The sequence below is a fragment of the Rhizohabitans arisaemae genome, from assembly GCF_025996515.1.
In the GTDB taxonomy this organism is placed as follows: domain Bacteria; phylum Actinomycetota; class Actinomycetes; order Streptosporangiales; family Streptosporangiaceae; genus Rhizohabitans; species Rhizohabitans arisaemae.
Window position 1 is genome coordinate 1,301,109 of the sequence record NZ_BLRH01000034.1, and the last position, 22,967, is coordinate 1,324,075.

18 protein-coding genes are annotated in these 22,967 nt (G+C 69.3%); 7 read left to right on the forward strand and 11 right to left on the reverse strand.

Annotated features, from left to right (window positions below):
• Positions 1 to 7 precede the first annotated feature (7 nt).
• The 3 genes from RUR_RS21445 to RUR_RS21455 form a co-directional block, all read right to left on the reverse strand.
• Positions 8 to 796 carry a hypothetical protein gene (locus tag RUR_RS21445; protein ID WP_283136890.1) on the reverse strand — a complete coding sequence of 263 codons (789 nt, stop codon included), beginning with the start codon at positions 794 to 796 and terminating at the stop codon, positions 8 to 10.
• Positions 797 to 1,209: 413 nt separating this feature from the next.
• Entirely contained in the window at positions 1,210 to 1,653 is a 444-nt protein-coding gene (locus RUR_RS21450) for a carboxymuconolactone decarboxylase family protein (protein ID WP_283136891.1), read from the reverse strand.
• A gap of 86 nt (positions 1,654 to 1,739) precedes the next feature.
• The gene (locus tag RUR_RS21455) at positions 1,740 to 2,213 is read right to left on the reverse strand and encodes an RrF2 family transcriptional regulator (RefSeq protein WP_283136892.1); all 474 of its coding nucleotides are present in this window, start codon (positions 2,211 to 2,213) and stop codon (positions 1,740 to 1,742) included.
• Positions 2,214 to 2,603: 390 nt separating this feature from the next.
• On the opposite strand from RUR_RS21455, the gene RUR_RS21460 reads away from it, so the two are divergent.
• Positions 2,604 to 4,349, forward strand: a complete 1,746-nt coding sequence (locus RUR_RS21460) for a helix-turn-helix domain-containing protein (RefSeq protein WP_283136893.1) — start codon at positions 2,604 to 2,606, stop codon at positions 4,347 to 4,349.
• A 15-nt stretch (positions 4,350 to 4,364) separates the two neighbouring features.
• On the opposite strand, the gene RUR_RS21465 is transcribed toward RUR_RS21460, so the two are convergent.
• Positions 4,365 to 5,072 carry a TenA family protein gene (locus RUR_RS21465; RefSeq protein ID WP_283136894.1) on the reverse strand — a complete coding sequence of 236 codons (708 nt, stop codon included), beginning with the start codon at positions 5,070 to 5,072 and terminating at the stop codon, positions 4,365 to 4,367.
• Between the two features lie 662 nt (positions 5,073 to 5,734).
• Between RUR_RS21465 and RUR_RS21470 the strand changes: the two genes are divergently transcribed.
• Positions 5,735 to 6,265 carry a P-loop NTPase family protein gene (locus tag RUR_RS21470; RefSeq protein WP_283136895.1) on the forward strand — a complete coding sequence of 177 codons (531 nt, stop codon included), beginning with the start codon at positions 5,735 to 5,737 and terminating at the stop codon, positions 6,263 to 6,265.
• Positions 6,266 to 6,747: 482 nt separating this feature from the next.
• Positions 6,748 to 8,007, forward strand: a complete 1,260-nt coding sequence (locus RUR_RS21475) for a cation:proton antiporter (protein ID WP_283136896.1) — start codon at positions 6,748 to 6,750, stop codon at positions 8,005 to 8,007.
• Between the two features lie 225 nt (positions 8,008 to 8,232).
• Here the strand turns inward: RUR_RS21475 and RUR_RS21480 are convergent, their stop codons facing one another.
• Both RUR_RS21480 and RUR_RS21485 read right to left on the reverse strand, forming a co-directional pair.
• Positions 8,233 to 8,775, reverse strand: coding sequence for an RNA 2'-phosphotransferase (locus tag RUR_RS21480; protein WP_283136897.1), 543 nt, complete (start codon positions 8,773 to 8,775; stop codon positions 8,233 to 8,235).
• 292 nt (positions 8,776 to 9,067) lie between these two features.
• Positions 9,068 to 9,958, reverse strand: coding sequence for a LysR family transcriptional regulator (locus tag RUR_RS21485; protein ID WP_283136898.1), 891 nt, complete (start codon positions 9,956 to 9,958; stop codon positions 9,068 to 9,070).
• Between the two features lie 154 nt (positions 9,959 to 10,112).
• Here RUR_RS21485 and RUR_RS21490 point away from each other — a divergent pair, with 154 nt between their 5' ends.
• From RUR_RS21490 to RUR_RS21500, 3 genes are all read left to right on the forward strand, one after another.
• Positions 10,113 to 11,861: a serine hydrolase domain-containing protein gene (locus tag RUR_RS21490; RefSeq protein WP_283136899.1), complete on the forward strand. Its 1,749-nt coding sequence runs from the start codon at positions 10,113 to 10,115 to the stop codon at positions 11,859 to 11,861.
• A gap of 449 nt (positions 11,862 to 12,310) precedes the next feature.
• Positions 12,311 to 14,116 (forward strand): serine hydrolase domain-containing protein, encoded by a 1,806-nt coding sequence (locus RUR_RS21495; protein WP_283136900.1) that lies wholly within the window; start codon positions 12,311 to 12,313, stop codon positions 14,114 to 14,116.
• A gap of 395 nt (positions 14,117 to 14,511) precedes the next feature.
• Positions 14,512 to 16,275 carry a serine hydrolase domain-containing protein gene (locus RUR_RS21500; protein ID WP_283136901.1) on the forward strand — a complete coding sequence of 588 codons (1,764 nt, stop codon included), beginning with the start codon at positions 14,512 to 14,514 and terminating at the stop codon, positions 16,273 to 16,275.
• Between the two features lie 41 nt (positions 16,276 to 16,316).
• Here the strand turns inward: RUR_RS21500 and RUR_RS21505 are convergent, their stop codons facing one another.
• The 5 genes from RUR_RS21505 to RUR_RS21525 all read right to left on the reverse strand — a co-directional run bounded on the left by RUR_RS21505 (position 16,317) and on the right by RUR_RS21525 (position 22,666).
• On the reverse strand, positions 16,317 to 16,982 hold the full coding sequence (locus tag RUR_RS21505; RefSeq protein WP_283136902.1) for a DUF4276 family protein: 666 nt from the start codon (positions 16,980 to 16,982) through the stop codon (positions 16,317 to 16,319).
• Positions 16,983 to 16,987: 5 nt separating this feature from the next.
• Entirely contained in the window at positions 16,988 to 18,112 is a 1,125-nt protein-coding gene (locus RUR_RS21510) for an AAA family ATPase (protein WP_283136903.1), read from the reverse strand.
• 89 nt (positions 18,113 to 18,201) lie between these two features.
• Entirely contained in the window at positions 18,202 to 19,113 is a 912-nt protein-coding gene (locus RUR_RS21515; protein ID WP_283136904.1) for a hypothetical protein, read from the reverse strand.
• Positions 19,114 to 19,535: 422 nt separating this feature from the next.
• Complete coding sequence (locus tag RUR_RS21520; RefSeq protein ID WP_283136905.1) at positions 19,536 to 21,914, reverse strand: glycoside hydrolase family 65 protein; 2,379 nt, start codon at positions 21,912 to 21,914, stop codon at positions 19,536 to 19,538.
• Positions 21,911 to 22,666 carry an HAD family hydrolase gene (locus tag RUR_RS21525; protein ID WP_283136906.1) on the reverse strand — a complete coding sequence of 252 codons (756 nt, stop codon included), beginning with the start codon at positions 22,664 to 22,666 and terminating at the stop codon, positions 21,911 to 21,913. The genes RUR_RS21520 and RUR_RS21525 overlap by 4 nt, the downstream gene beginning before the upstream one ends.
• A 102-nt stretch (positions 22,667 to 22,768) precedes the next feature.
• Between RUR_RS21525 and RUR_RS21530 the strand changes: the two genes are divergently transcribed.
• Complete coding sequence (locus tag RUR_RS21530) at positions 22,769 to 22,966, forward strand: hypothetical protein (RefSeq protein WP_283136907.1); 198 nt, start codon at positions 22,769 to 22,771, stop codon at positions 22,964 to 22,966.
• Position 22,967: the final 1 nt, after the last annotated feature.

Below are 22,967 nucleotides of genomic sequence, written 5' to 3' on the forward strand. Positions count from 1 at the left end.
CCGCCTGTCACAGTGCGGCGCACTGGCCGGTTTTGGCGCCGTTGCCGTCGGCTCCGCCGACGTTGCCGCCGCCGGTGGGGGCGGGGACGTTGTCGACGCAGTTGATGTTGTCGTGGGAGACGTTGTTCGAGATCTCGGTGCCGCCGAGGTTCTTGCCGATGTCGAGGTTGTCGAGGGCGGTGTTGGAGACCACGGAGACACCGCCCGAGTTGCTCTCGATCTTGATGCCGTCACCGGCCCGGTTGGACGCCACCGAGGTGGGGCCGCCGAAGTTCAGGGACACCGTGAGACCGCCGTTGGCCTCGGTGTTCCACACGAGCGCGCCGCCTTGGTTCTTCGTGACGAGGACACCGGCGTTGCCGGAGCCGACACGCCTGATGTCGGGGCGAACCGTGTTGTCGTAGACGTCCAGGCCGCCGAAGACGGACGAGTCGGCGATCGTGACGCCGCCGCCCTTGAACAGTTTGCTCTGGCCTTGGATGACGGTACCGGCGGTGATCGAGACGAACCGGTGCCGGTCGGAGAGGACTCCGCCGGCGACGTCGATGTCGGCGGCCAGCAGGGTGGAGCCGATGCCGACCTCCACGGCGCCCAGGATCGAGGTGCCGGTGAGGGTGCAGGTGGCGCCGGCCGGCACGACGAGTTTGCCGGGCACGGTGACCGCGCCGATGGGCGCGTTACACGTGGTGTCGGGGGCGAGGTAGGCCACGCGGGCCAAGGCGGCGGGGGCCGTTCCGGCGGACAGGGCGAGGACGGTGGTGGTGAGGAGGGACACGATGGCAGAGGTCTTCCTCATGCGTACTCCAGGGGTGGAATGTGAGGAACGCCCCAGTTCGGGGCTGGAGGGAGGGCTGCTCTGCACCAAAAGTCACTTTCCCGGATGAGCAAATCATGAGAAAGCGATTAAAGTCCTCTCATATCCGTTTTAGGACACAATTCATCATGCACACAAACCCTATATGTGCCACTCCTATTATTGACCATCATCAATAATCACCAATCGGCAATTTTGTCGCCGTATCCTCCTGGTAGTTGGTAACGGCTGATCACAGCCGGCACCTACCTGACCGTCACGCGGGCGCTCCCGCTGCGGTGGGCCTTGGTCCGGCGGACCGAGGCCGCGGCCCTCCGTCCGCGACTCACCCCAGGTCATCCGCGACCTCGGCGCCCCGGCCGCACACCGCCATCCCGCAGGGGCGCCTCGCCAGGTCAGTGGTGGGAGCCGGCGATCTGGCGCGTGGTCACACTGATCCGGTTCCACGCGTTGATCGCGGCGATGGCCATCACCAGCACGGCCAGCTCCTCCTCGGAGAATTGCCGGGCGGCCTCGTCCCAGACCCCGTCGGGCACGCCTTCCGGGTTGTCGGCCAGGCGCGTCGCCGCCTCGGTCAGCGCCAGGGCCGCCCTCTCCCGGTCGGAGAAGTACGGCGCCTCACGCCAGGCCGCCACCGCCCACAGCCGTTCGTTGCTCTCCCCCGCCTCATGCGCCTGATGGGAGTGCATGTCCACGCAGAGGCCGCACCCGTTGATCTGGCTGGCCCGCAGTTTGATCAACTCCAGCAGGGCGTGCGGCACAACACCGTTCCCCAGGAACTTCTCCATCGCGAGCATCGCCTGGGCCCCACCGGGGGCGAGCTTATAGATGTTGCTCATCCGAGCTTCCATGAGATTTCCTCTCTATTTCAGATATTAGATATCCAGATTTTTCCGAAAAGGGACACCCCTCACCGTGAGATGTCCTACAGGTCGGCCAAACGGTCGCGGGTCACCGCGGGCGTGCGCGGGGACTGGCGTTCCACCTCGGCCTTGAGGTCGGCGAGCGTCCTCCCCGCCAGCTCCCGCCGCCAGGCGAGCTCGGCACGGCGCATCGTCTGCGACACGGCACACGCCTTGCCGTAGTCCACCCCCTCCTTGCCCCCAGGGCCGTGCCGGAGAATCTGCCGACAGCGAAAGGCCTCCTGCGGCCCCTCGATCGCGGTCACCACATCCAGCACCGTGATGTCCCCGAGCCCCCGTGCCAGGCGGAAGCCGCCCCTCGGACCGGAGATCGAGACCACGATGCCCGCCCGCGCCAACGCCTGCAACTGCTTGTTCAGATACGCCGAGGGCAGGTCGTAGATCGCCGCCAGTTTGGCCGCCTTCACACTCTCCCCCGGCTCGGCCCAGGCCAGAACCAGGCAGCTGTGCAGCGCCCACTCCACACCCTCACTCATCTGCACATCCTGGATACTACACGTCCAGAATATGCTCAAGCGACGCCGAACACGGCCGCGTGGTCGAAGCCGAGCAGGCGCGGCTGCACACCGGCGGCAGCGACGACGAATGGTGGGGCAGGGCAGGCATCAGACCCTCCAGGACCGGCATACGTCACGGAGCACCGGGATGCCGGGCAGCAGGCGGGCGACGTCATGAGCAGTCATGAGCACCATCCGACCGGACGCCCACGACAAAGCCGGGACAGCTGGATTTCGAACCGCAACACCAGAAAGGCCGCTAAGCTCCCACTCGCGGCATAAAACCCTTGTGTCCGCATTCCCTGGGTCACTTTAATTCTTCGTGTCGACCTAAGATGCTCCACCATTCCGGATCAAGGGGGATGAGAGGTGGGAAGAGCGTCGGCGGAAGATCTGGCCGAATTGCTTTCCGAGCTGAAGCAGCGCAGCGGCCGCAGTTACGAGGCGTTGGGGCGCCGCACCGGGTTGAGCCGATCCACGGTGCACCGATACTGCCGCGGCGAGATCGTGCCGGACACCTATGGAACGGTGGAGCGCATCGCCAAAGCGTGTGGTGCGAGCAAGGCCGAGCTGGACGAGCTGTACGGGCGCTGGGCGCACGCGATCGCCTCTCTGGAACACGGGGGTACGGGAACGCCGACGTTCACTCTGGCGCGACATGCCGCAGAGCCCGATGAGGTCGGCTCCGCCGAGAAGGCCCTGGATCGGCGGGTCACGGGACGGGACCCGCTGGACCGGGAGACGGCCGGGAGGGCTCCGGAGCCGTCGGCGAGCGGCGTGATCCCGTGGCGATCCAGGTACGTCGACGTGCGACAGGGAGTCACATTCCTCGGAATGGGACTGGTGATCCTGTGCGCGTCCGTCCTGACGGCGAGCACATCGCCCGCGCGGCAACCTGTCCGGCAGACGCCGCAATGGGTGAACGGCCCCTCGTGGACCCTGCCCGAGGCGCCCGTGCCGCGCACGCTCTTCGGTGTCACCCTCAACAGCGCGACCGGGGCCATGCCGACGTTCCGGGTCGGCGCGGTGCGCCTGTGGGACAGCGGGACACGCTGGGCGGAGATCCAGCCGGAGCGGGGCGCGTTCGATTGGTCGGTGCTTGACCGGCAGATCGACGGAGCGGAAAAGGCCGGGCTCCCCGTGCTTTTCGTCATGGGTGGCACTCCCGCGTGGGCCAGTCCCGCAGGTCCCCTGGGCCCCTACCCGGACGGCTCGCGAGCGGCGCCGCCGGACAACCTGAACGACTGGGACGCATTCGTGCGCGCGGTGGCGAAGCGCTACCGAGGGCGCGTCCAGGCCTACGAGCTGTGGGTGCTGGCCAACGATCGGCGATTCTACGCGGGCACCATGGAAAGCCTGGTGGAGATGACGCGTCGAGCCAGCCGGATCATTCGGGCGGCGGACCCCGAAGCGACCCTGGTGTGCCCCGGTATGGGGCAGCTGTGGACCGACGAAGGCCGTCGGACGCTTCAGCGGTTCGCCGCGCTCGGTGGATACGGTTACTGCGACGTCGCCGGGATCAAGCTTCACCAGCGCACCCCGTCCGACCCACCGGAAAGCATGCTGGAACTCGTCACCACCGTCGACCGCACGTTCCACCAGGCCGGTATCCATCCCCGGCTGTGGAACACCGGCACCACCTACTCGATTCCGCTGCAGGGGTCGCTGGACGAGACCAGAGCCCGGAACCACGCCGTGCGCTTCTTTCTCACCGGGTTGTACGCGCGCGACTTCAACCTCGAACGCATGTACTTCTACAACTGGGGCGGCACCAAGATCCCGATTGTCCTGCAAGCGGTGGGAGGAGTCCCCACCCGCGCCGCGCTGGCGGTGGAGCAACTGCAGCGATGGCTGGTTCACGCCGAAAGCCGGTCATGCGGCCACGGGACGGCCGTCAACCTGCCGGAAAACGTCTGGCAGTGCGAGGTCGTCGTCGCCAAGCCCGGAGACCATCACGAGGCGACGATCCGCTGGACGATCGGCGGAACGGCCGAGACCACGGCCGGCCCCCGCGTCCGCGCGGTGCGCCGGCTGGACGGCACCACGGAGGCCGTCCGGCCGGGAGATGTGATCACGGTCACCGAGGAGCCGATCCTCATCGAGTCCCGGTCCTAGTCCGCCGGCCGGAGGTCATTCCACGTCGGCGGCCATGTCGAAGAAGCGGCGTTCCAAGGCGACGGCCCGCTGGAAGAAGTCGCGGACCCGAGCCTGGCCGGTTTCGTCCAAGGCCGGGCCGAGCCGGTCGAGTTCGCCCCGGAGAAAGCCCACCCAGGCGGTGAACTCCGGCCCCCGGTGCAACTCGATCCACTCCCGGTAGAGGAAGTTCACCGGCAGCGGGGCCTCCGCCCGATCCGCCCAGCCGAGGTAGCACCACTCGGCCACGCACAGCACCGCGACGATCGGCGCGTACTCCCCGGAGAGCCGGGCCTCGTGCATCAGATCCCGGAACGCGGCCGTCACCGGCTCCAGCGGCGGGTCGGTCAGCTCGGCCTCGGTCGCGCCGAGCGCGGACAGCGCCCGGTGGAAGTAGCTTCGCTCGGTGTCGGTGACGATCTGCCCGAGGAACCGCCCGTACGGAACCCTCGCCTCGAAGGTGTCCGCGGTCGCCACCGCCGCGCCGAGCAGCGCGGTGAAGACGTCCACGAACTGGAAGTCCTGAACCAGGTACCGGCGCATGTCGGCCTCGCCCCGCGCCATGGCGACCGCGAACGGGTGGGTGACCACCTCGGTCCAGTCGGGTTCCCCGCTCTCGCGCAGCCACTCGCTGAACAGCGGCTCCGGCGCCGACTCCCGGGAGCCGATCGCCTGGCACCATGCGGGATAGGAGAGATCGCTCACGTGTGGTCCCCTTCGGCCTGCCGCCGCCGGTGCCGCGCCGCCCGGCGGGAGGAGGCCCTGTCACCGTCCCCCGTCCATTCTTGCCCGGGCCGTCCGGCGCCCACGCGGCGGGGCCGTCCTTCCGGCCGACGACGAGCCGGTACGGGCGTCCGCCGGCCCGGTGCCGATGCGACCGCTGCGGACGGTCGATCCGGTGCCCAGGCGGGCGAAGACGTCGTCCGGGAGCCGAGCCGGAGGACGAGTTCTTTCGTTCGTGAATCTTGGACGGCTCTGCCGGGACCGGTCATGCCGTTCGGTCGACGTCTCCGGCCGGATCACGCGGGTAGCCCGATCGGGGGGATTCCGGCGCGGCCTCGATACGTGATCGTCCTGGTGGGGAAGAGTGGGGGTGTGAGCAAGGAAGGCAAGAAGGAAGACCCGCAGGAGCGTCAGCTTCCGCCCATCAGAACGCCGCAGCGACCTCCGAGGCCGGTGCGCGGCGGGCTTCCTTCGCCCGGATCGCCCCAGGCCGGCGACCGGTGATCCGGGTGGGTCTTGCCGGTGCCCACACCGTTCCGGGGTGAGCGACGGGAACCGGTCGGCATCGCCCGGACGCCGGGACGCTCCGCCGTACGATAGGGCGGGGATGTTTCGCCCCACGGGGGTGAATCGAGGCGGGGGCGATGGAGCGGGTGCTGGTGTCCGGCGTTTCGGGAGCGGGGAAGACGACCCTGGCGACCGCGCTGTCCGCATTGCTCGGCCTGCCCCGGTTCGAGCTTGACGCTCTGCACCACGGGCCGGGCTGGACGCCGCGGCCGGAGTTCGAGGCCGAGGTGGCGGCGTTCTCGGCGGGGCCTCGCTGGGTGACCGAGGATCAGTACCGTTCCCGGCTGGGGAGTCTGCTCTGGGAGCGGGCGGACACCGTGATCTGGCTCGACCTGCCGCGCCGTACCGTCATGGGCCGTGTGCTGCGGCGCTCTCTGGTCCGGGCCGCCACGCGGCGTGAACTGTGGAACGGCAACCGGGAGGGTTTCCGGGATTGGCTGGACCCGGAGCATCCGATCCGCTGGGCGTGGTCCGGGCATGCCAAGCGGAGGCTGCGCACCGGCGCGCTGCTCGCCGCGCATCCCGGCGTCACGGCGATCCACCTCCGGTCCGCCGCGCAGGCCCGCCGCTGGCTCGACGGCCTTTCCACCGGCTCGGCGGGACCCTGAACGGCGGGTCCCTGCGATTTCAGCCAGGCCCCATGCTTTCTCACTTTAATGACCACTAAAATTGTCGGCCGATAAGCCGGGCCTGATTCCCGTTTTTCATACGCGAGAACCTCGATGAAACCACGTGTTCCCGGACACGCTTCGCACTTAGTCGATGATGATGCCGGAAGCTCCGCTGCACATTATCACGTGATCAAAGCTCCCATCGTAACCGATAGTGGCACCAGAACACCCTGGTGACACTGTGGCGGGAATCACCCCGAGCCCCCTGCTTGACGTCGCCTTTCATCGTTGGCCAGGGAGCGGGCCCCGTGTTGTAATCAAGCTTTCAGCGGTCTTCAAGTGCAATCCAAGTGCGATCACAAATATTCACGGGAGCGACATTTCTTGGAGGTTTAGCTGTGCTGGCATTCTCCCCCGTTCCTCCCATTCCCGCGCACCCTCTACTCGTCTTCCTCCTTCAGGTGGGTCTGTTACTCCTGATGGCGACGCTACTAGGGCGTCTAGCCGTACGCCTGGGTATGCCCGCCGTGGTCGGTGAACTGTGCACCGGCGTAATTCTGGGCCCCTCGATCCTGAGCCACATCTGGCCGAGCCTCTCCGAAGGCCTGTTTCCGCCAAACACCACACAGTTTCACCTGCTCGACGCGGTCGGGCAGATAGGTGTGTTGCTCCTGGTGGGAATCACCGGGGTCCATCTGGATCTCGGCCTGGTCAAGAAAAACGGTCTCATATCCGCGAACGTCAGCTTCTTCGGATTGATCATCCCCCTGGGTCTCGGCGTCGCGACCGGGCTGCTGTTGCCCGCGTCGCTGGTGGCCAGCTCCAAGGACCAGACGGTGTTCGCGCTCTTCCTCGGCGTGGCGATGTGCGTCAGCGCCATCCCGGTCATCGCCAAGACGTTGATCGACATGAATCTGCTCCACCGCAACGTCGGCCAGTTCACCCTGACCGCGGGCATGGTGGACGACGCCTTCGGCTGGTTCATGCTCTCGATCGTCTCGGCGATGGCGACCTCCGGGCTGCGCACCGGGACCGTGGCCTTCTCACTCGCGGCCATGGCCGGCGTGCTGATCTTCGCCGTGGTGGCGGGCAGGCCGCTCACCCGCTGGGCCTTCCAGGTGGCGGGACGCTCCTCGGATCACTCCCTCACAGTCGCGGTGGCGGCCGCCCTCATCCTGCTCTCCGCGGCCGGCACCCATGCACTCGGGCTTGAGGCGATCTTCGGTGCCTTCATCATCGGCATCCTCATCAGCGAGTACGGCAAGCCGGACCCGGCCCGGCTGGCGCCGCTGCGCACCATCGTGCTGGGCGTGCTCGCGCCCATCTTCTTCGCCACGGCGGGGCTGCGGATGGACCTGACCGCGCTGGCCAAGCCGGAAGTCCTGCTGTTCGCCCTCCTGGTGCTCGCCATCGCGATCATCGGCAAGTTCGTGGGCGCCTACATCGGAGCCCGCCTGAGCAAGCTCGGGCACTGGGAGGGGCTCGCGCTCGGCGCCGCCATGAACGCCCGCGGGGTGATCGAGGTGATCGTCGCCATGGCCGGACTCCGGCTCGGCGTTCTCAACACCGAGACCTACACCATCGTCATCCTGGTCGCGGTGGTCACCTCGCTGATGGCCCCGCCGCTCCTGCGCTGGGCCATGTCCCATGTCGAGGACACCCCGCAGGAGCAGGAGCGGGCGCACGCCCTGCTCGCCTACCGAGGCGGCGGCGGGTCACAAGGCTCAGCCGCGGCCTGATCCGTACCCTGGTGGCGGGGACGGACAGCCGCCCACCCCGGCCGTCCGTCCCCGCCACCCGCATGTCCGGGCCTGGTCAGACCGTCCCGGCGGAGAAGACAGACCGCCTCCGATCGGGGAGAGCCATCCGGTTCCCGGCACACCGGGAACGGTACGGGCTCGCGCCGACGGCGAACGGCCGACCGACGACCCGGGCACACGGCTGCGTCCCGAGCGGCGACGACCCTATTCGGGGAACGAGATGAAGGCCGGCGGGACGTGGTCGGCCAGCCAGACGCCGTTGGCGCTGACCCGGAACGTGTGACCGGCGGCGTGCATCCGGCCGGATTGGACGACCAGCACGACCGGCCTGCCCTTGCGCGCGCCCACCCGGGTGGCGGTCTCCCGGTCCTGCGATAGGTGCACGTGGTGGCGGTCCATCGGAAGCAGACCCTGCGACCGGATCGCGGCGAGGAGCCGGTCCACCGTACCGTGGTAAAGGAAAGCGGGGGGCTCGGCCGCGGGCAGATCGAGATCCACCGGTACGGAGTGTCCCTGGTTGGCCCTGATCCGGCCCCCGGCAAGGGTGTAGCGGCGCTTGTCGTTCTCCGCCACAACCCGCTCCAGCTCCTCGGGCGAGACAGGGAACCCGTGCGCCGCCGCCGCGGCCAGCAGGACGTCGACGTCCACCCAGCCGTTCTCGTCAAGCTCGATCCCGATCCGCCCGGGATCGTGCCGCAAATGCCGTGACAGATATTTCGAAACCCGCACCATACGCCGTTCGTCCACCGGCAAACCCCTCCAGATGACCGATTCCCCAAACAGCCCAATCAACCTCCCGAATGGGTCACCTTAGCGAAGCCGCGACTCAGGGTGGGGCCGGTTTCTCTCCCAGGGTCCTCCGATAGGTGATCGGAAAGCAGGTCCCGGATGCGGGCGGGGTCAGGGTGTTCGAAGGACGAGGATCCGGCGACGCGTTCCATGACGACGGGCCGTCCGGCTCAACCGCTCTCTCAGCGTGAAGTCCCGGAAGAACGCGGGTCCACCTGCTTGATCGTACGCATGCTCCCGTACCGGAACGTCAGGGTGGGGCCACGGCGGGGCCGTAGGCGCGGACGCAGTAGGCGGACAGGTCGGCGGCGAGCGCGGCGAGGGTTTCGGCGGCGTAGTGGGTGGGGTCCCAGGCGGCGTAGACGTCGATGGACAGCTCGCCGTGGGGGGTGCGGACGGCGAGGGGGCGCAGGCCGTAGCGCGGGTCGTCGGAGACGACGGCGACGCCGCGGCCGGCGGCGGCGAGGGCTTGGGCGATCTGCGGGACGGTGGTCTCGAAGGCGACGTCGCAGGCCTGCCCGGTGTCCAGGACCGCGTTGTCGAAGCGGCGTCGGGTGCCGTGGTCGGGGGTGAGCAGCAGGAGGGGCTCGGCGATGAGTTCGACGACGGCGACGTGGTCTCGGCGGTGGAGGCGGTGCCCGTCGGGGACGTAGGCCCAGATCGGGAGGCGGGCGAGGAGCCGCCAGGCGAGGTGGAGCGGCGGCGGCGCCGAGGAGATGGCCAGGTCGGCACCGCGGCTGAGGGTGGTGTAGGCGGCGGTGAGGAGTTCTTCCCGGACGGTGATGAACGGGTCGGCCTGCGTGGTGGTGGCGATGTAGGGCGCGATGACGTCGGCGACGGTGGTGGGCGGCGCGGCGACGGTGAGGCGGGGCGGCCGACCGGCGGCGAGGGCGCACAGGGTGGTCTGGGCGTGTCCGGCGCGGACGAGGAGGTCCCGGGCGATGGGGAGGAACCGCTCACCGGCGGGGCTGAGGTGGAGGCGTCCGCCGTCGCGGACGAACAGTTCGATGCCGAGTCTGCTCTCCAGGCTGCGGAGCTGCCGGGACAGGGAGGGCTGGGCCACGAGTTCGCGTTCGGCGGCTTTGACGGTGGACCCGGTCTCGACGACGGCGAGGAAGTAGCGGAGATGCCGCAGCTCCATCGCACACTCCGGGTGCCGGTCGTATGAGTTTTCTGAATTCTATCCCTCGCCGTCGGGAATAGTCGATCATGTAGGCATTGATCGACTTCGATCGGCCGGCCGGCACTTCCGCCCCGATCGACACTGACCCTTTTCCTGGAAATCGGAGTGACGTTTGCGAAAGCATGCACTTTTTCCCCTCGTGACGGCCGCGGTGCTGATGGTGGGTCTCGCACCGGCCACCGCGACCGCCGCCCCGGGGTCGGCCCGGGCCTCGGCGGGCACCGAGGAACCCGGCCGGGGCCCCACCGAGCCCCTCCCCGACGAGACGTTCGCCGCACCCGCCGGGGCCCCGAACCCCGCGCACCGCTTCGAAGGGCGGCTGACCCTGTTCGGTGAATCCCACGAGGGCGGATTCACCGAGCTCAGGGACCCGTACGCCATGGCCGGCCCCGGCGACGAGCCGATCAAGCACCTCCCCGAGATCTCCGTGGAGTTCGTCGGGGACGGCGGGCACCTCATCCCCCGGGTCCAGGGCCTGACCTTCACCGGCCACCCCGACTGGAACCTGATCGTCGGACCCGGCCGGGCCTGGCAGCAGACCGGCGCGGGCGGATGGTCCAAGGCGGCCTTCCCCTTCTCCCTCGTCCCCCGCTTCACCAACTGCGTGCACAACGGGTCGATGTCGTTCCACTACAACGGCTCGTCGGTGAGCCGGGTGCGGTACCAGGTCACCCAGGAGACGTGCTCGTTCTTCAACTTCGACATGTGGGGGTCGCTCGCCGCCCAGTATCAGCCGTACGCCGTTCCCGGTGCGGGCGCCCTGAAGGCCGCCCACGCCGCGGAGGTCGCGAACCGGCTGCCGACCAAGCCGTTCGCGCAGCTCGCCGTGGACCACCCCGGCGTGGACCCCGACGCGTTCACCCGTGAGGTCGGCGCCCAGCACCTCACCGCGTACGGCGTGCTCTACCAGGGCGTCAACTACGTCGGCGGCTGCCAGACGCGCTGGGGGACGTACGCGTTCTGCGAGAACATGCGGTTCCCGTCGTTCTCCACCTCCAAGACCGCCCTCGCCGCATTCGCGCAGATGCGCCTGGCCCAGCGGTACGGCCTCGGCGCCGGCGCCGAACCGATCGCGGATCACGTGCCGGAGACCGCGACCGCGCCGGGTCGCTGGGACGACGTCACGGTCGAGCACGCACTCGACATGGCCACCGGGAACTACACCTCGCCGGTGCGCATGGCCGACGAGGACGCCAATCTGATCCCGTTCCTCCTGGCGGGCACCCAGCAGCAGAAGACGTCCCTGGCGCTCGGCTACCCGCGGAGCGCCGCCCCCGGCACGCAGTGGGTCTACCACACCACCGACACCTACCTGGCGACCTTGGCCATGCAGGGATACCTGCGGGAACGCGCCGGAGCCTCCGCCGACCTGTTCCGCATGGTGAGCGACGAGGTGTACGCGCCGATCAAGCTCAGCGCCGGGATCCGGGCGGAGGCCATGCGGGCCGACCACAGCGGGAGCGGGCCGGCGCTCGGGGGAATCGGGCTGTTCTGGAACACCGACGACATCGCCAAGGTCGCCAAGCTGATGAACGACGACGGCGGCCGGGCCGGGGGCGTCCAGCTCCTGCACCCCGACCCGCTCGACCGGGCCATGCAGCGCAACCCGGCCGACCGGGGGCTCACCACCACGTCGCCGACGACGCTCTACAACAACGGGACCTGGGCGAGGGTGTTCACCCCCACCGGGTTCCCGCAGTACTCCTGCACCTTCCGCGTGCCGTACATGTCCGGCTTCGGGGGGATCACCGCGGCGATGATGCCCAACGGGGTGACGTACTACTACTTCAGTGACAACTACGGCTACTCCTGGACCGATGCGGTCCACGCCGCCGACCGGATCGCTCCGCACTGCCCCTGACCTGAGGGACCACACCGGCCCGTACCCGCTTCCCACCCGGAGGCGGGTACGGGCTTCCGCGGCTCTCCCGCGGGCCCGGCCCGGAGCCGGTTCCAGCCGGGCGGGTACGGCCCGCGGCGGGCCGCTCGCCGAGGAAACCCGCGGCGAATTCCCCGTGATCGTTGTGCGTGGTGCTCCTGCCGAGACGCCCCCGGCACGACGATCATCCGACGCCTTCACTCCCCGGTGAATCCGTCTGCGAGATCTGCGGCAGGTCACCCGCCGGCCGGGCTCGACGCGCCGGCTCCTGCCACGGGGAACGACTTCCCCATGCCTGCCGGGCATAGCACGCCGATCTTGTTGGCATTGGACAGCGCCCTTCACCGTCGATCAGATTTGCGGGTGAACACCCCGTCATCGTCGTACGTCAGCGGCAGCCGTACTCGCCGCCGTCCGGTCTTGGAGTGAACATGCGCCCCCGCCTGCCGTCGCTCATCGCGGCGATATCCCTGTTGACCTTCGGTATCGCCGCCCCCACCCCCTCGTCCGCCGGCACCGGAGCATCCGGCGGGGTCGTCGTCCGCGGGGACCCACTCACCGGGTCCGGCGCGGTCGGCCGGACCGCGCTGACCGCCGAGGAACTGCAGGAGGGCGACTCGAGCGGGCCCGTACCCGACCAGGCGTTCGCCGTACCCGCCGAGGCGGCGAAGCCGACGCACACCTTCGAAGGCCGCCTGAGTCTGCTCGGTGAATCCAGCGGGGGCGGATTCGCCGAGCGCAGGGACTGGGACAACCGGGCGGGGGAGGCGGACTCCCCCATCAAGCACCTGCCGGAGATCTCCGTCGAGTTCGTCCAGAGCGGCAGCCACCTCATCCCGCGCGTCCAGGGCCTGGCGTACACGGGGGACCCCAACTGGAACCTGATCGTCGGGCCGGGCCGCGCCTGGCGGGAGAACGGGGACGACGGCTGGTCCCGCGCGGCCTTCCCGTTCTCCATCGTCGTGCGCAACCACAACTGCACCCACAACGGGTCGATGACCTTCCTGTACACCTCCTCGGAGGTGAGCCGGGTGCGCTACCAGATCACCCAGGAGACCTGCCTGCGCCTCCAGTTCGACATGTGGGGTCAGCTGGAGGCCGACTACCGTCCGTCCCGGGTGCCGGGAGCCCACGGGCTCAAGGCGGCCCATGCCGCGGAGGTCGCAAGCCGGTTGCCGAGCAAGCCGTTCGCGCAGCTCGCGGTGGACCACCCGGGGGTCGACCCAAGCGCCTTCACCGCGACGCTGACCCCCGAGCACCTCACCGCGTACGGCGTGCTGTACCGGGGCGTGCACTACGCAGGCGACTGCCGGACCCGGTACGGGACCTACGCGTTCTGCGAGAACATGCGGCTCCCGTCCTACTCGACGGCCAAGACGGCCTTCGCGGCGATCGCCCAGATGCGGCTGGCCCAGAAGTACGGCATGGGCGCGGCCGGCCAGCTGCTCAAGGACCACGTGCCCGAACTCGCCCACGCGGCCGGGGACTGGAGCGATGTCACGCTTGAGCACGCCGTCGACCAGGCCACCGGGAACTTCGACTCGGCGGCGTTCATGGGCGACGAGGACACCACCATGAACGACTTCCTCAACGTCGAGTCCTACCAGGGGAAGGTGAACGCGGCCCTGCGCTATCCGCGCCGCGCCGCCCCCGGCACCCAGTGGGTCTACCACACCTCCGACACGTTCCTGGCGACCCGCGCGATGAACAACTACCTGCGCAAGCGGGCGGGCGGTTCGTCGGACGTCTTCCGCATGGTCGCCGACGAGGTGTACAAGCCGATCAAGCTCAGCGCGGGCACCCGGGCCCAGACCCTGCGGACCGACAACAGCCCGAACGGCTCCCCCGTGGGCGGGTACGGGCTGTTCTGGAACGCCGACGACCTGGCCAAGGTCGCCAAGCTGATGAACGACGACGCGGGCCGGGCCGGCGGGGCGCAACTCCTCCACCCGGGGCTGCTCGCCCAGGCCATGCAGCGCGACCCGGCGAACCGGGGCCTGCCCATGGCGTCCATCCCGCTGCTCTACAACAACGGCACCCTGGCGTCGACGTTCACCCCTGAGGCGTTCCCGCTGTACCGGTGCACCTTCCGGGTGCCGTTCATGTCCGGGTACGGGGGCATCACCGTCGCGATGATGCCCAACGGCGTCACCTTCTACTACGTGGGCGACAACAACGAGTGGTACTGGGATCCGGCCGTGCACGCCGCCCACGTGATCGCCCCGCACTGCCCCTGATCTGCTCCCCCCAGGGGCCTCCGCCCAGCGGGCCGGGCGGAGGCCCCGCACAGACTCGTGGCCAACCCCCCCGGGCCACGCGGCAGCCGTACCCGTCCGGTTCATCCCTGTTGGAGCCGGGCGGGTATGGTTCTCTGGCTTTTGCGGCGGTGGCCCGTACCAGCCCTTTTGATCTTTAACCAGGGGTGTACGGGCGCCGGTGCGCGGCCCCGAGTCGTAGCCGGGCGCCCGGAACGGCAGCCGGTGATCACGATTTCGGCGGCGGCTGGACTTATCCCTCGATTGTTGATCGAATTACCGGCATCACCCGGTCGCTCTCCGGCCCAGCGGAAACCCACCGGCATCCCCACATGCGTACGTGGAAGCCTTTCCCCTTGTTCGGATCCGGAGTGCACATGCGTGTCCGCCTGCCGCTGACCCTTGCGGCGATCGCCCTGCTGGCAGTGGGTGCCGCCACCCTCGTCCACAGCTCCCGCTCCCCCGCCGGCGTCCCCGAGCGCCCCGCGCTGAGCGCCGCCGACCTGACCGGGGGCGCCCCCGCGGGCCCCGTCCCCGACCAGGCGTTCGCCGTACCCGCCGATGCCGCGGGGCCCGCACACACCTTCCAGGGTCGCCTCATCCTGGACGGGGAATCCGCCGAGGGCGGCTTTCGTGTGGTGCAGGATGAATTCGACAACGCCGGTTCCGGAGACAACCCCGTCAGGCACCTGCCGGACATCTCCCTGGAGTTCGTGCAGGACGGCGGCGAACTGATCCCCGCGGTCCAGGGCCTCGTCTACACCGGCCACCCCGGCTGGAACCTGATCGTCGGGCCCGGCCGGGCCTGGCGGCAGGGCGGCGACGGCGACCGCTCCCGGGCCGCCTTCCCGTTCACCCTGGTCAGCAGGAACCAGAACTGCACCCACAACGGGTCGATGACGTTCCTCTACGACGCCGCCACGGTGAGCCGGGTACGGTATCAGGTCACCCAGGAGACCTGCCCGTACTTCAAGTTCGACATGTGGGGACAGCCGGCCGCCCGCTATCAGCCGTATCCGGTGAAGGACGCCGACGCGATCAAGGCCGCGCACGCCGCCGAGGTCGCCGCCCGCCTGCCGGTCAAACCCTTCGAGCGACTCGCCGAAGACCACCCGGGGGTCGACCCGGCGGCGTTCACGAAGGGGATCGGTCCCGACCATCTGACCGCCCACGGCCTGTTCTACAAGGGTGTCCACTACGTCGCCGGCTGCCGGACCCGCCACGGGACCTACGCGTTCTGCGAGAACATGCGGCTCCCGTCCTTTTCGACGGCCAAGACGGCGTTCGCCGCGGTCGCCCACATGCGCCTCGCCCAGCGGTACGGCCCGGAGGTCTCCACCGAGCCGATCGAAGCCCACCTTCCCGAACTCAAGAACGCGGCCGGGGACTGGACGGGCGTCACCTTTGAGCACGGGGTCGACCTCGCGACCGGGAACCACGCCTCGGCGGCGTTCATGGACGACGAGAACGCCTCCGTCGGCCGGTTCTTCAACGCCGAGTCCTACGGGGACAAAACAGCCGCCGCCATCGGGTACCCCCGCCGCTCCGACCCCGGCACACGCTGGGTCTACCACACCTCGGACACCTTCCTGGTCACCCAGGCGATGGCCAATTACCTGCGGAAACGTACGGACGAGTCGGCCGACCTGTTCCGCATGGTCAGCGACGAGGTGTACAAGCCGATCAAGCTCAGCGCCGGCACCCGGGCCCAGACCCTGCGCACCGACAACAAGCCGGACGGCGCACCCCACGGCGGAGCCGGGCTGTTCTGGATCGCCGACGACCTCGCCAAGACGGCCAAACTCCTCAACGACGACCGCGGCAAAGCCGACGGCGTCCAACTCCTCCACCCCGGGGAGCTCGACTCCGCCATGCAGCGCGACCCGGCCGACCGCGGCCTGCCCTCCGGCCCGTCCGGCGCGGGGTTCTACAACAACGGCACCCCCGCGGAGGTGTTCACCCCGGCCGCCTTCCCCCAGTACACGTGCACCTTCCACGTGCCGTACATGTCAGGCTTCGGGGGGATCACCGTCGCCATGATGCCGAACGGCGTCACCTTCTACTACATCAGCGACAACAACGAGTACGCCTGGGCCGACGCCGTCCACACCGCCAACCGAATCAGCCCCCACTGCCCCTGACCCCGCCACCACCCTGCCGAACCTCAACGCGCCCCCACGCATCACCGGGCCAGAGCGGCTTGCACCATGGTGAACCAGCCGTCGGCGTGGGGGCACGCCTTTCGAATGTCGTCGATGCCGACCTCCGAGATCACCAGCGGTCCGTCGGACGTCTTCCGATATCGCGGGCAGAGATTCAGGATCCGCTTGGACGGGGCCGTGGTGATCCCGTCGTTGACGAGCTCGGCCCCGTGCGCAGTGGAAACGATCAACCTCATGGCTTCGGCGAGCCCGTCGTCTCCGGTCAACTCGGCGAGCGCGTCGTGACCCAGCAGCACCCAGGTCTCGATCTCGTGGAGCACGAGGTGCGGCGCGAATCGCCGGTCGCCGACGGCTTCCGCCATGGATCTCTCGACGTGGGCGACCCGGTCATACGGTGTTCCATGGGGCCGCGTCGCCATACCCGGCACGTCGCCGGGTAGCCCGTAGTAGTCGAAGAGAGTCGTCAACAGGGTGATCGAGGAGTCACGAAGAAGAAGCCGGATCTCCGGAAGGAGTCTCCCCCACGTACCCAGGCCTCCCTTGTAGGCGCAGCCGCCCGCTGGCCGCTTGGTCTTGTGGATGGACCAGGTGACATGGATGTCGCCGACCGCGAAGTAGGGGGCGATGATCTCCCGGACGACCGTCTCCTCGGTCTGACCCTCACAGAGAATGTGCAGACGCGGCATCTTGATCACCGATGCTCGGCTTGTGGTCTGCCTCCGAGCAGATTCTTCTCCCAGAGTTCCCCCAGGGAGTAGTCGGCGAGCCAGTCCTGCAGGCGGACGGGATCAGGCCGGTCGAACACCGATGCCCCGTCGACTCGCTCGACGACGATCAGATCGGCGAGTTCGAACTGATTCATCAGGGTCACGGATTGGGTGGCGATGAGAACCTGGCTGTCCCTGGCGGCGGCCCGCAGCATGTCGGCCAGCTGCACGATGGCGAACGGATGGAGCCCCAGCTCCGGTTCGTCCAGGACGACGAGGTGCGGCAGGGCGGGCATGCTCAGGAGAGTCGTCAGGCAGATGAATCGCAGCGTGCCATCCGACAAGGCCTCGGCGGGGAAGACGACGTCGGAGCCTTCCTGCCGCCAGCGGAGTCGCAGCCTGCCGTTCTCTTCGATGAGTACGAAATCCCGGAAGAACGGAGCCACCTGCCGCACGGTACGCACGATCCGCCGATAGGCGGTGGCTTCACTGTCGCGAAGCCGGAGCAGGACGGCGGCCAGATTGCCCGCATCCGGATGCAAGACGACGTTGTCGGACGCGTATCCCATCCGCTTGACGGGGGCGTTCCGACCGGTGTCGTGAAAGTGGAAGACACGGCAACCGCGAAGCGTATCCATAATCAGGACAGGGTCTGCCATTCCCGGCAGTGCCCACGAACGGCGTTCCGGCGGCTCAATCGCACTCAGTCTGCTCTCTCGGTGGCCTCGTCCCAGTTCCATCACCTCCGGCAATCCGTCATCGAAGTAATCTCCTGAATGGACTCTCTCCACACCGAAGATCAGCTCATCCCCCGCCGCGGGGATCAACTCCGCCGCATAGCCGCCGAGCTCGATATCGACTTCAAGTCTGATCTTCGCTGCGCCTTTGGTTCGGTCGTGGACGAGCGCAGACGCTCCACCGGCCTGGCCCACGAAAAGGTTCAGTTCGCCCTCGACGATGCGGCCCATCATGGCCAGCGCCGAAATCAGGTTGCTCTTGCCCGCGCCGTTGGCGCCGACCAGAACATTGAGGTCACCGAGCTCGACCCTCGCCGAACGGATCGAGGTGTAACCCTCGATCCGGATCTCCTGAAGCCTGGGGCGTGCCATAGGTCAAGCTTAGAGCCGGATCGTCCCCGGGTGCCGTCGATGCGCCCGGGCCGGTCGGTCACTGCCGACGTCAGGCCCCCGCCCGGCCGTCAGGAGGCGCAGACGAGGTGTGTCTCCAGGGTCCAGTCCGTGGCGAGGCCGGTGCGGTCTTCGAAGGCCAGTGTCGTGGCTTGGAGGAGCGCAGGGTCTCGGGGACCCGCACCGGGCTGGAGCCAGCTCAGACCGACCTGTCCGAATCCGTTGTGAATCTTGGCGCCCAAGCCGTGCATCCGGGTGCCGGCGGGGCAGTTCACCTGGTCCGTGGCCCAGGTCGCGGAGGAGGCCGGCAGGCTCTCCGACACCGTCGCCAGCCTGGGGACGGGGTTGGCGCAGACCGCCCAGGCGTTGACCAGCCACGTGGGAGCGTAGCCGCCTTCGGTCTCCTCACCCACAACCTCGACGGCGTCCGGGACTCCGGGGGCGGGACCGACCCCGGTGAGGACGACCGCGCCCGGCGCGGCCTGGACGCCCCCGCCGAAGCCGAGCAGCCGCTTGCCCGGGGAGCAGGCCACGACACCCGTGACCTTGGGCGAGGTCCCGGAGGCGCCGAGTCCCCAGTTGACCTCGTATCCGGCGAGGGGACTCGCGCAGATCGCGTAGGCGGTCAGCAACCAGTTCGCCGAGTATCCGACGGAGTCCTCGTGGGCGATCGCCGTCACCCCCCGGCCGTCGTACAACGGCTCCACATGGACGAGGGACACCATCGGATTCCCCGGGTCCACCCGGGCGCCCGCGCCGATCACGCGTTTACCGGCCGGGCAGAGGGTGGTCCGGCTCTTGGTCGCCGTCGAGTCGTAGGCCGATTCCGACCACACATGCACCAGACCCCAGACCGCGCCGGCCGGTCCGGCCGCGACGAACTGCGCACCCAGCAGGACGAACGTCCCGCACACGGCAAGGACGACCCGCCACATCTTCCGCATCTCCATCCCCGGCTCCTCCCAGGTGGCACGCAGGGACACACCGCGATTGTGCGGGGATTCCCCCTCCTCGACCAGAGGGTGATCACACTTCGGGAAACGCCTGGACCGACGCCGTCCAGACCACAGGCGGGATCGACCCGTACTCCCAGGACCGAGCGATGGTCACGATATGCGGTCACACAACGACGAAATTCGATCGAAGTCCTGCAGACCGCCAGGTCGTACGGTGAGAATACGGGCGTGCCCACCGTTGAGGATGCCATGCGGCCTGCCGATCGACTCCAGTGGCCGGAGCAAGCCCGGAGGGACGCGGAGAGACTCGCCGACGACCCTGACGATCTTGCCGAGATCCGGGCGATCCGGCGAGACTTCGGGGAAACCGACACCTGATGGGGCGACTTCACACCCCCCGATGGGATCCGCGCCGACCGGAGGCCCCTGAGGAACCAGGACGGGAGAGGTCAGCCGGGAACGGTGGCGAGGCCGGACGGGGGGCGGCGCCGGACCGGTTCGCGCCCGCGCGGCTGGGTCGGGGCGGACGGTACGGCGGGGCCCGCCGGGATCGGGCAACTGGCCGAGGCGCCCGGGGCGACGCTGATCGGACGCCCGTGGTGGCGGATGGAGACGGGCTCGCCGTTCTCCATCGTGTAGACGGCCGAGCCGGGCCGGACGTCCACGCCGAGGCAGCCGCGCCGCAGCGCGATTCGGAAGGCGAGCCGGGTCAGCCCCTCGGGGAGCCGCGGGGCGAAGGAGAGGTCGTCGTGGCGGCCCCGCATGCCGGCCAGCCCGGCGACCAGGGCGATCCAGCTCCCGGCGAGCGCGGCGATGTGCAGGCCGTCGTGGGTGTTGTGTTCCAGGTCGGCCAGGTCCATCAGGGCGACCTCGCCGAGGTAGTCGTAAGCGAGCGACAGGTGCCCCACCTCCGCGGCGATCACCGCCTGGGGGCAGGCGGAGAGGGAGGAGTCGCGGACGGTGAGCCGCTCGTAGTAGGTGAAGTTGCGGGCCTTCTGCTCGGGGGTGAACGACTCCCCGCAGCGGAACATGGCGAGCACGAGGTCGGCCTGCTTGACCACCTGCCTGCGGTAGAGGTCGAAGTAGGGGAAGTGCAGCATGAGCGGGTAGTCCTCGGCCTTGGTGGCGTCGAAGTCCCAGACCTGGTGCCGGGTGAAGCCCTCCGCCTGCGGGTGCACGCCGAGCGCCGCGTCGTAGGGGATGTGCATGGACTCGGCGGCGTCCCGCCAGGCGGCCGTCTCCTCCTCCCCGACGTCCAGCTCCCGGGCCCGGCCCGGGTGCCGGCGGGCCGCGTCGGCGGCGGCGAGCAGGTTCCGCCGGGCCATCAGGTTGGTGTAGACGTTGTCGTCGGCGACGGCGCTGTACTCGTCGGGGCCGGTCATCCCGTCCAGGTGGAACCGCCCCAGGGAGTCGTGGTGGCCTAGGGAGTGCCAGAGCCGCGCGGTCTGGGCGAGCATCTCCAGGCCGATGTCGCGTTCGAAGTCCTCGTCGCCGGTCATGTCCACGTAGTGCACGACGGCGTCGGCGATGTCGGCGTTGATGTGGAAGGCGGCGGCCCCGGCCGGCCAGTAGCTTGAGCATTCCTCCCCGTGGATGGTGCGCCACGGGAAGGTGGCCCCGCGGTGCCCGAGCTGCCTGGCCCGCTCGATGGCGAGCGGCAGGGTGGTGTGCCGCCAGCGCAGGGCGTGCGCGGCGGCCTCCGGGACCACGTGGGTGAGGACGGGGAGCACGTACGCCTCGGAGTCCCAGAAGCTGTGCCCGTCGTATCCGGGGCCGGTGAGCCCCTTGGCGGGGATCGCCCTGCCCTCGGCCCGCGCGCCCGCCTGCAGGATGTGGAAGAGGGAGAACCGCACCGCCTGCTGGATCTCGGTGTCCCCCTCGAGGATCACGTCGGCGTTGGCCCAGAACGCGTCGAGGTAGGCGCGCTGCTCGGCGAGGAGGCCGTCCCAGCCGGTCTGCACGGCGCCGGCCAGCGCCGCGTCGGACTGGGCGCGGACCGCGGGCAGGGAGCGGGACCCCGACCAGCCGTAGGCGACGAACTTGACGAGCCTGAGCCGCTGTCCCGGCTTGACGACGGCGGTCACGGTCACCCGGCCGAGGTCGGGCAGGCTCTCCGCCTGCACGGACGTCCCGGGCGGCCCCTCGACCAGGTGGTCCATGGCGACGGCGAGGCAGAGGCCGCTGTGCATGGTGGTGTGCACCAGCCCCACCCGGGCGTCCCGCGCCGTGTTCTCCTGGGCGACCAGCGGGGACTCCAGCACCGCGGCGACCCGGGGGTCTCCGCCGGGCGGCGGGAGCTGTTCGTTGGCCACCAGCTCGGACTGGACCACGAGGCGGACCGAGCCGTCCAGGGGCTCCACCTCGTAGCAGATCGCCGCGACCGAGCGCTGGGTGAACGACACCATCCGGGTGGAGACGACCCGGATCGGGCAGCCGGACGGGGAGGCCCACTCGGCGCGGCGCCGGAGCACCCCGGCGCGGAAGTCGAGTTCGCGTTCGTGGGAGCGGAGTTCGCCGTACCGGACGTCGAAGGGCTCGTCGTCGACGAGGAGCCGGATGAGCTTGCCGTTGGTAACGTTGATCACCGTCTGCCCGGACTCGGGGTAGCCGTAGCCGGATTCGGCGTACGGCAGCGGGCGCAGCTCATGCACCCCGTTGAGATAGGAGCCGGGCAGTCCGTGGGGCTCACCCTCGTCGAGGTTGCCGCGCCAGCCGATGTGCCCGTTGGAGAGGGCGAAGACCGACTCGGCCTGCGCGAGCACCTCCAGGTCGAGGCCGACGGCGCGCAGGCACCACGGCTCGCAGGCGAAATCCGGATGCGTGATCATCGTTGCTCCATCAGGTCGGCGAGGTCGCTCACCACGACGTCGGCGCCGTGCGCCTTGAGCCGGGCGGCCTGCCCGGCCCGGTCCACCCCCACCACGTACCCGAACGATCCGGCCCGCCCCGCGGCGACCCCGGCGAGGGCGTCCTCGAAGACCGCGCATTCGGCAGCGCCGAGCCCGAGGCCGCGGGCGGCGGCGAGGTAGGTGTCGGGTGCGGGTTTCCCGGCGAGGCGGTCGCGCTCCACGGTGTGCCCGTCGATCCGCTCCTCGAACAGGTCCGCGATCCCGGCGGCGGCGAGCACGTCCCCGCAGTTCGTGCTGGAGGAGACCACGGCACGGCGGAGCCCGGCGTCGCGGACGGCCTGCACGTAGCGGACCGAGCCGGGGTACGGCAGGACGCCGTCGTCGTGGATGCGGCGCAGAACGATCTCGTTCTTGCGGTTGCCCAGCCCGGCCACCGTCTCGGCGTCCGGCGGGTCGTCCGGGGTCCCCTCGGGCAGCCCGATCCCCCGAGAGGCGAGGAAGGCACGGGTGCCGTCGGCGCGGGGTTTGCCGTCCACGTGGGTGTCGTAGTCCTCCACCGGGTCGAAGGGGACGAACGGCTCACCGGTCCGCTCGGCCCGGGCCCGCAGGAACGCGTCGAACATCTCCCGCCACGCCGCCGCGTGCACGATCGCGGTCTGCGTGAGCACCCCGTCCAGGTCGAACAGGCACCCCCGGATCCGCCCGGGCAACCCCAGCCCTGTATCCCGCATGCCCCAACCCCTCCCCCGAAAGGCGGCGACATCCCCTATACCCGTGACTACGACAATACGCCGAGTCACCCCGTGATCTCGAACGCGGCCTACACTCACCCTGTGCCCGACGAACCACCCGCTCAGCCGGGGCCGCGGACCGCTGTACCCCGGGCCGAGCTCCTCGCCGCGTTCCACGGCGTCACTCCGATCGACCCCGACCGCCTGCGCGCCGACGTCGACGCCCACGTCGACCAGAACCCCTTCACCGAGGTCACATATCGCCCCCAGACGCAGGCCGGGTCAACGTTGAACAAGTGAT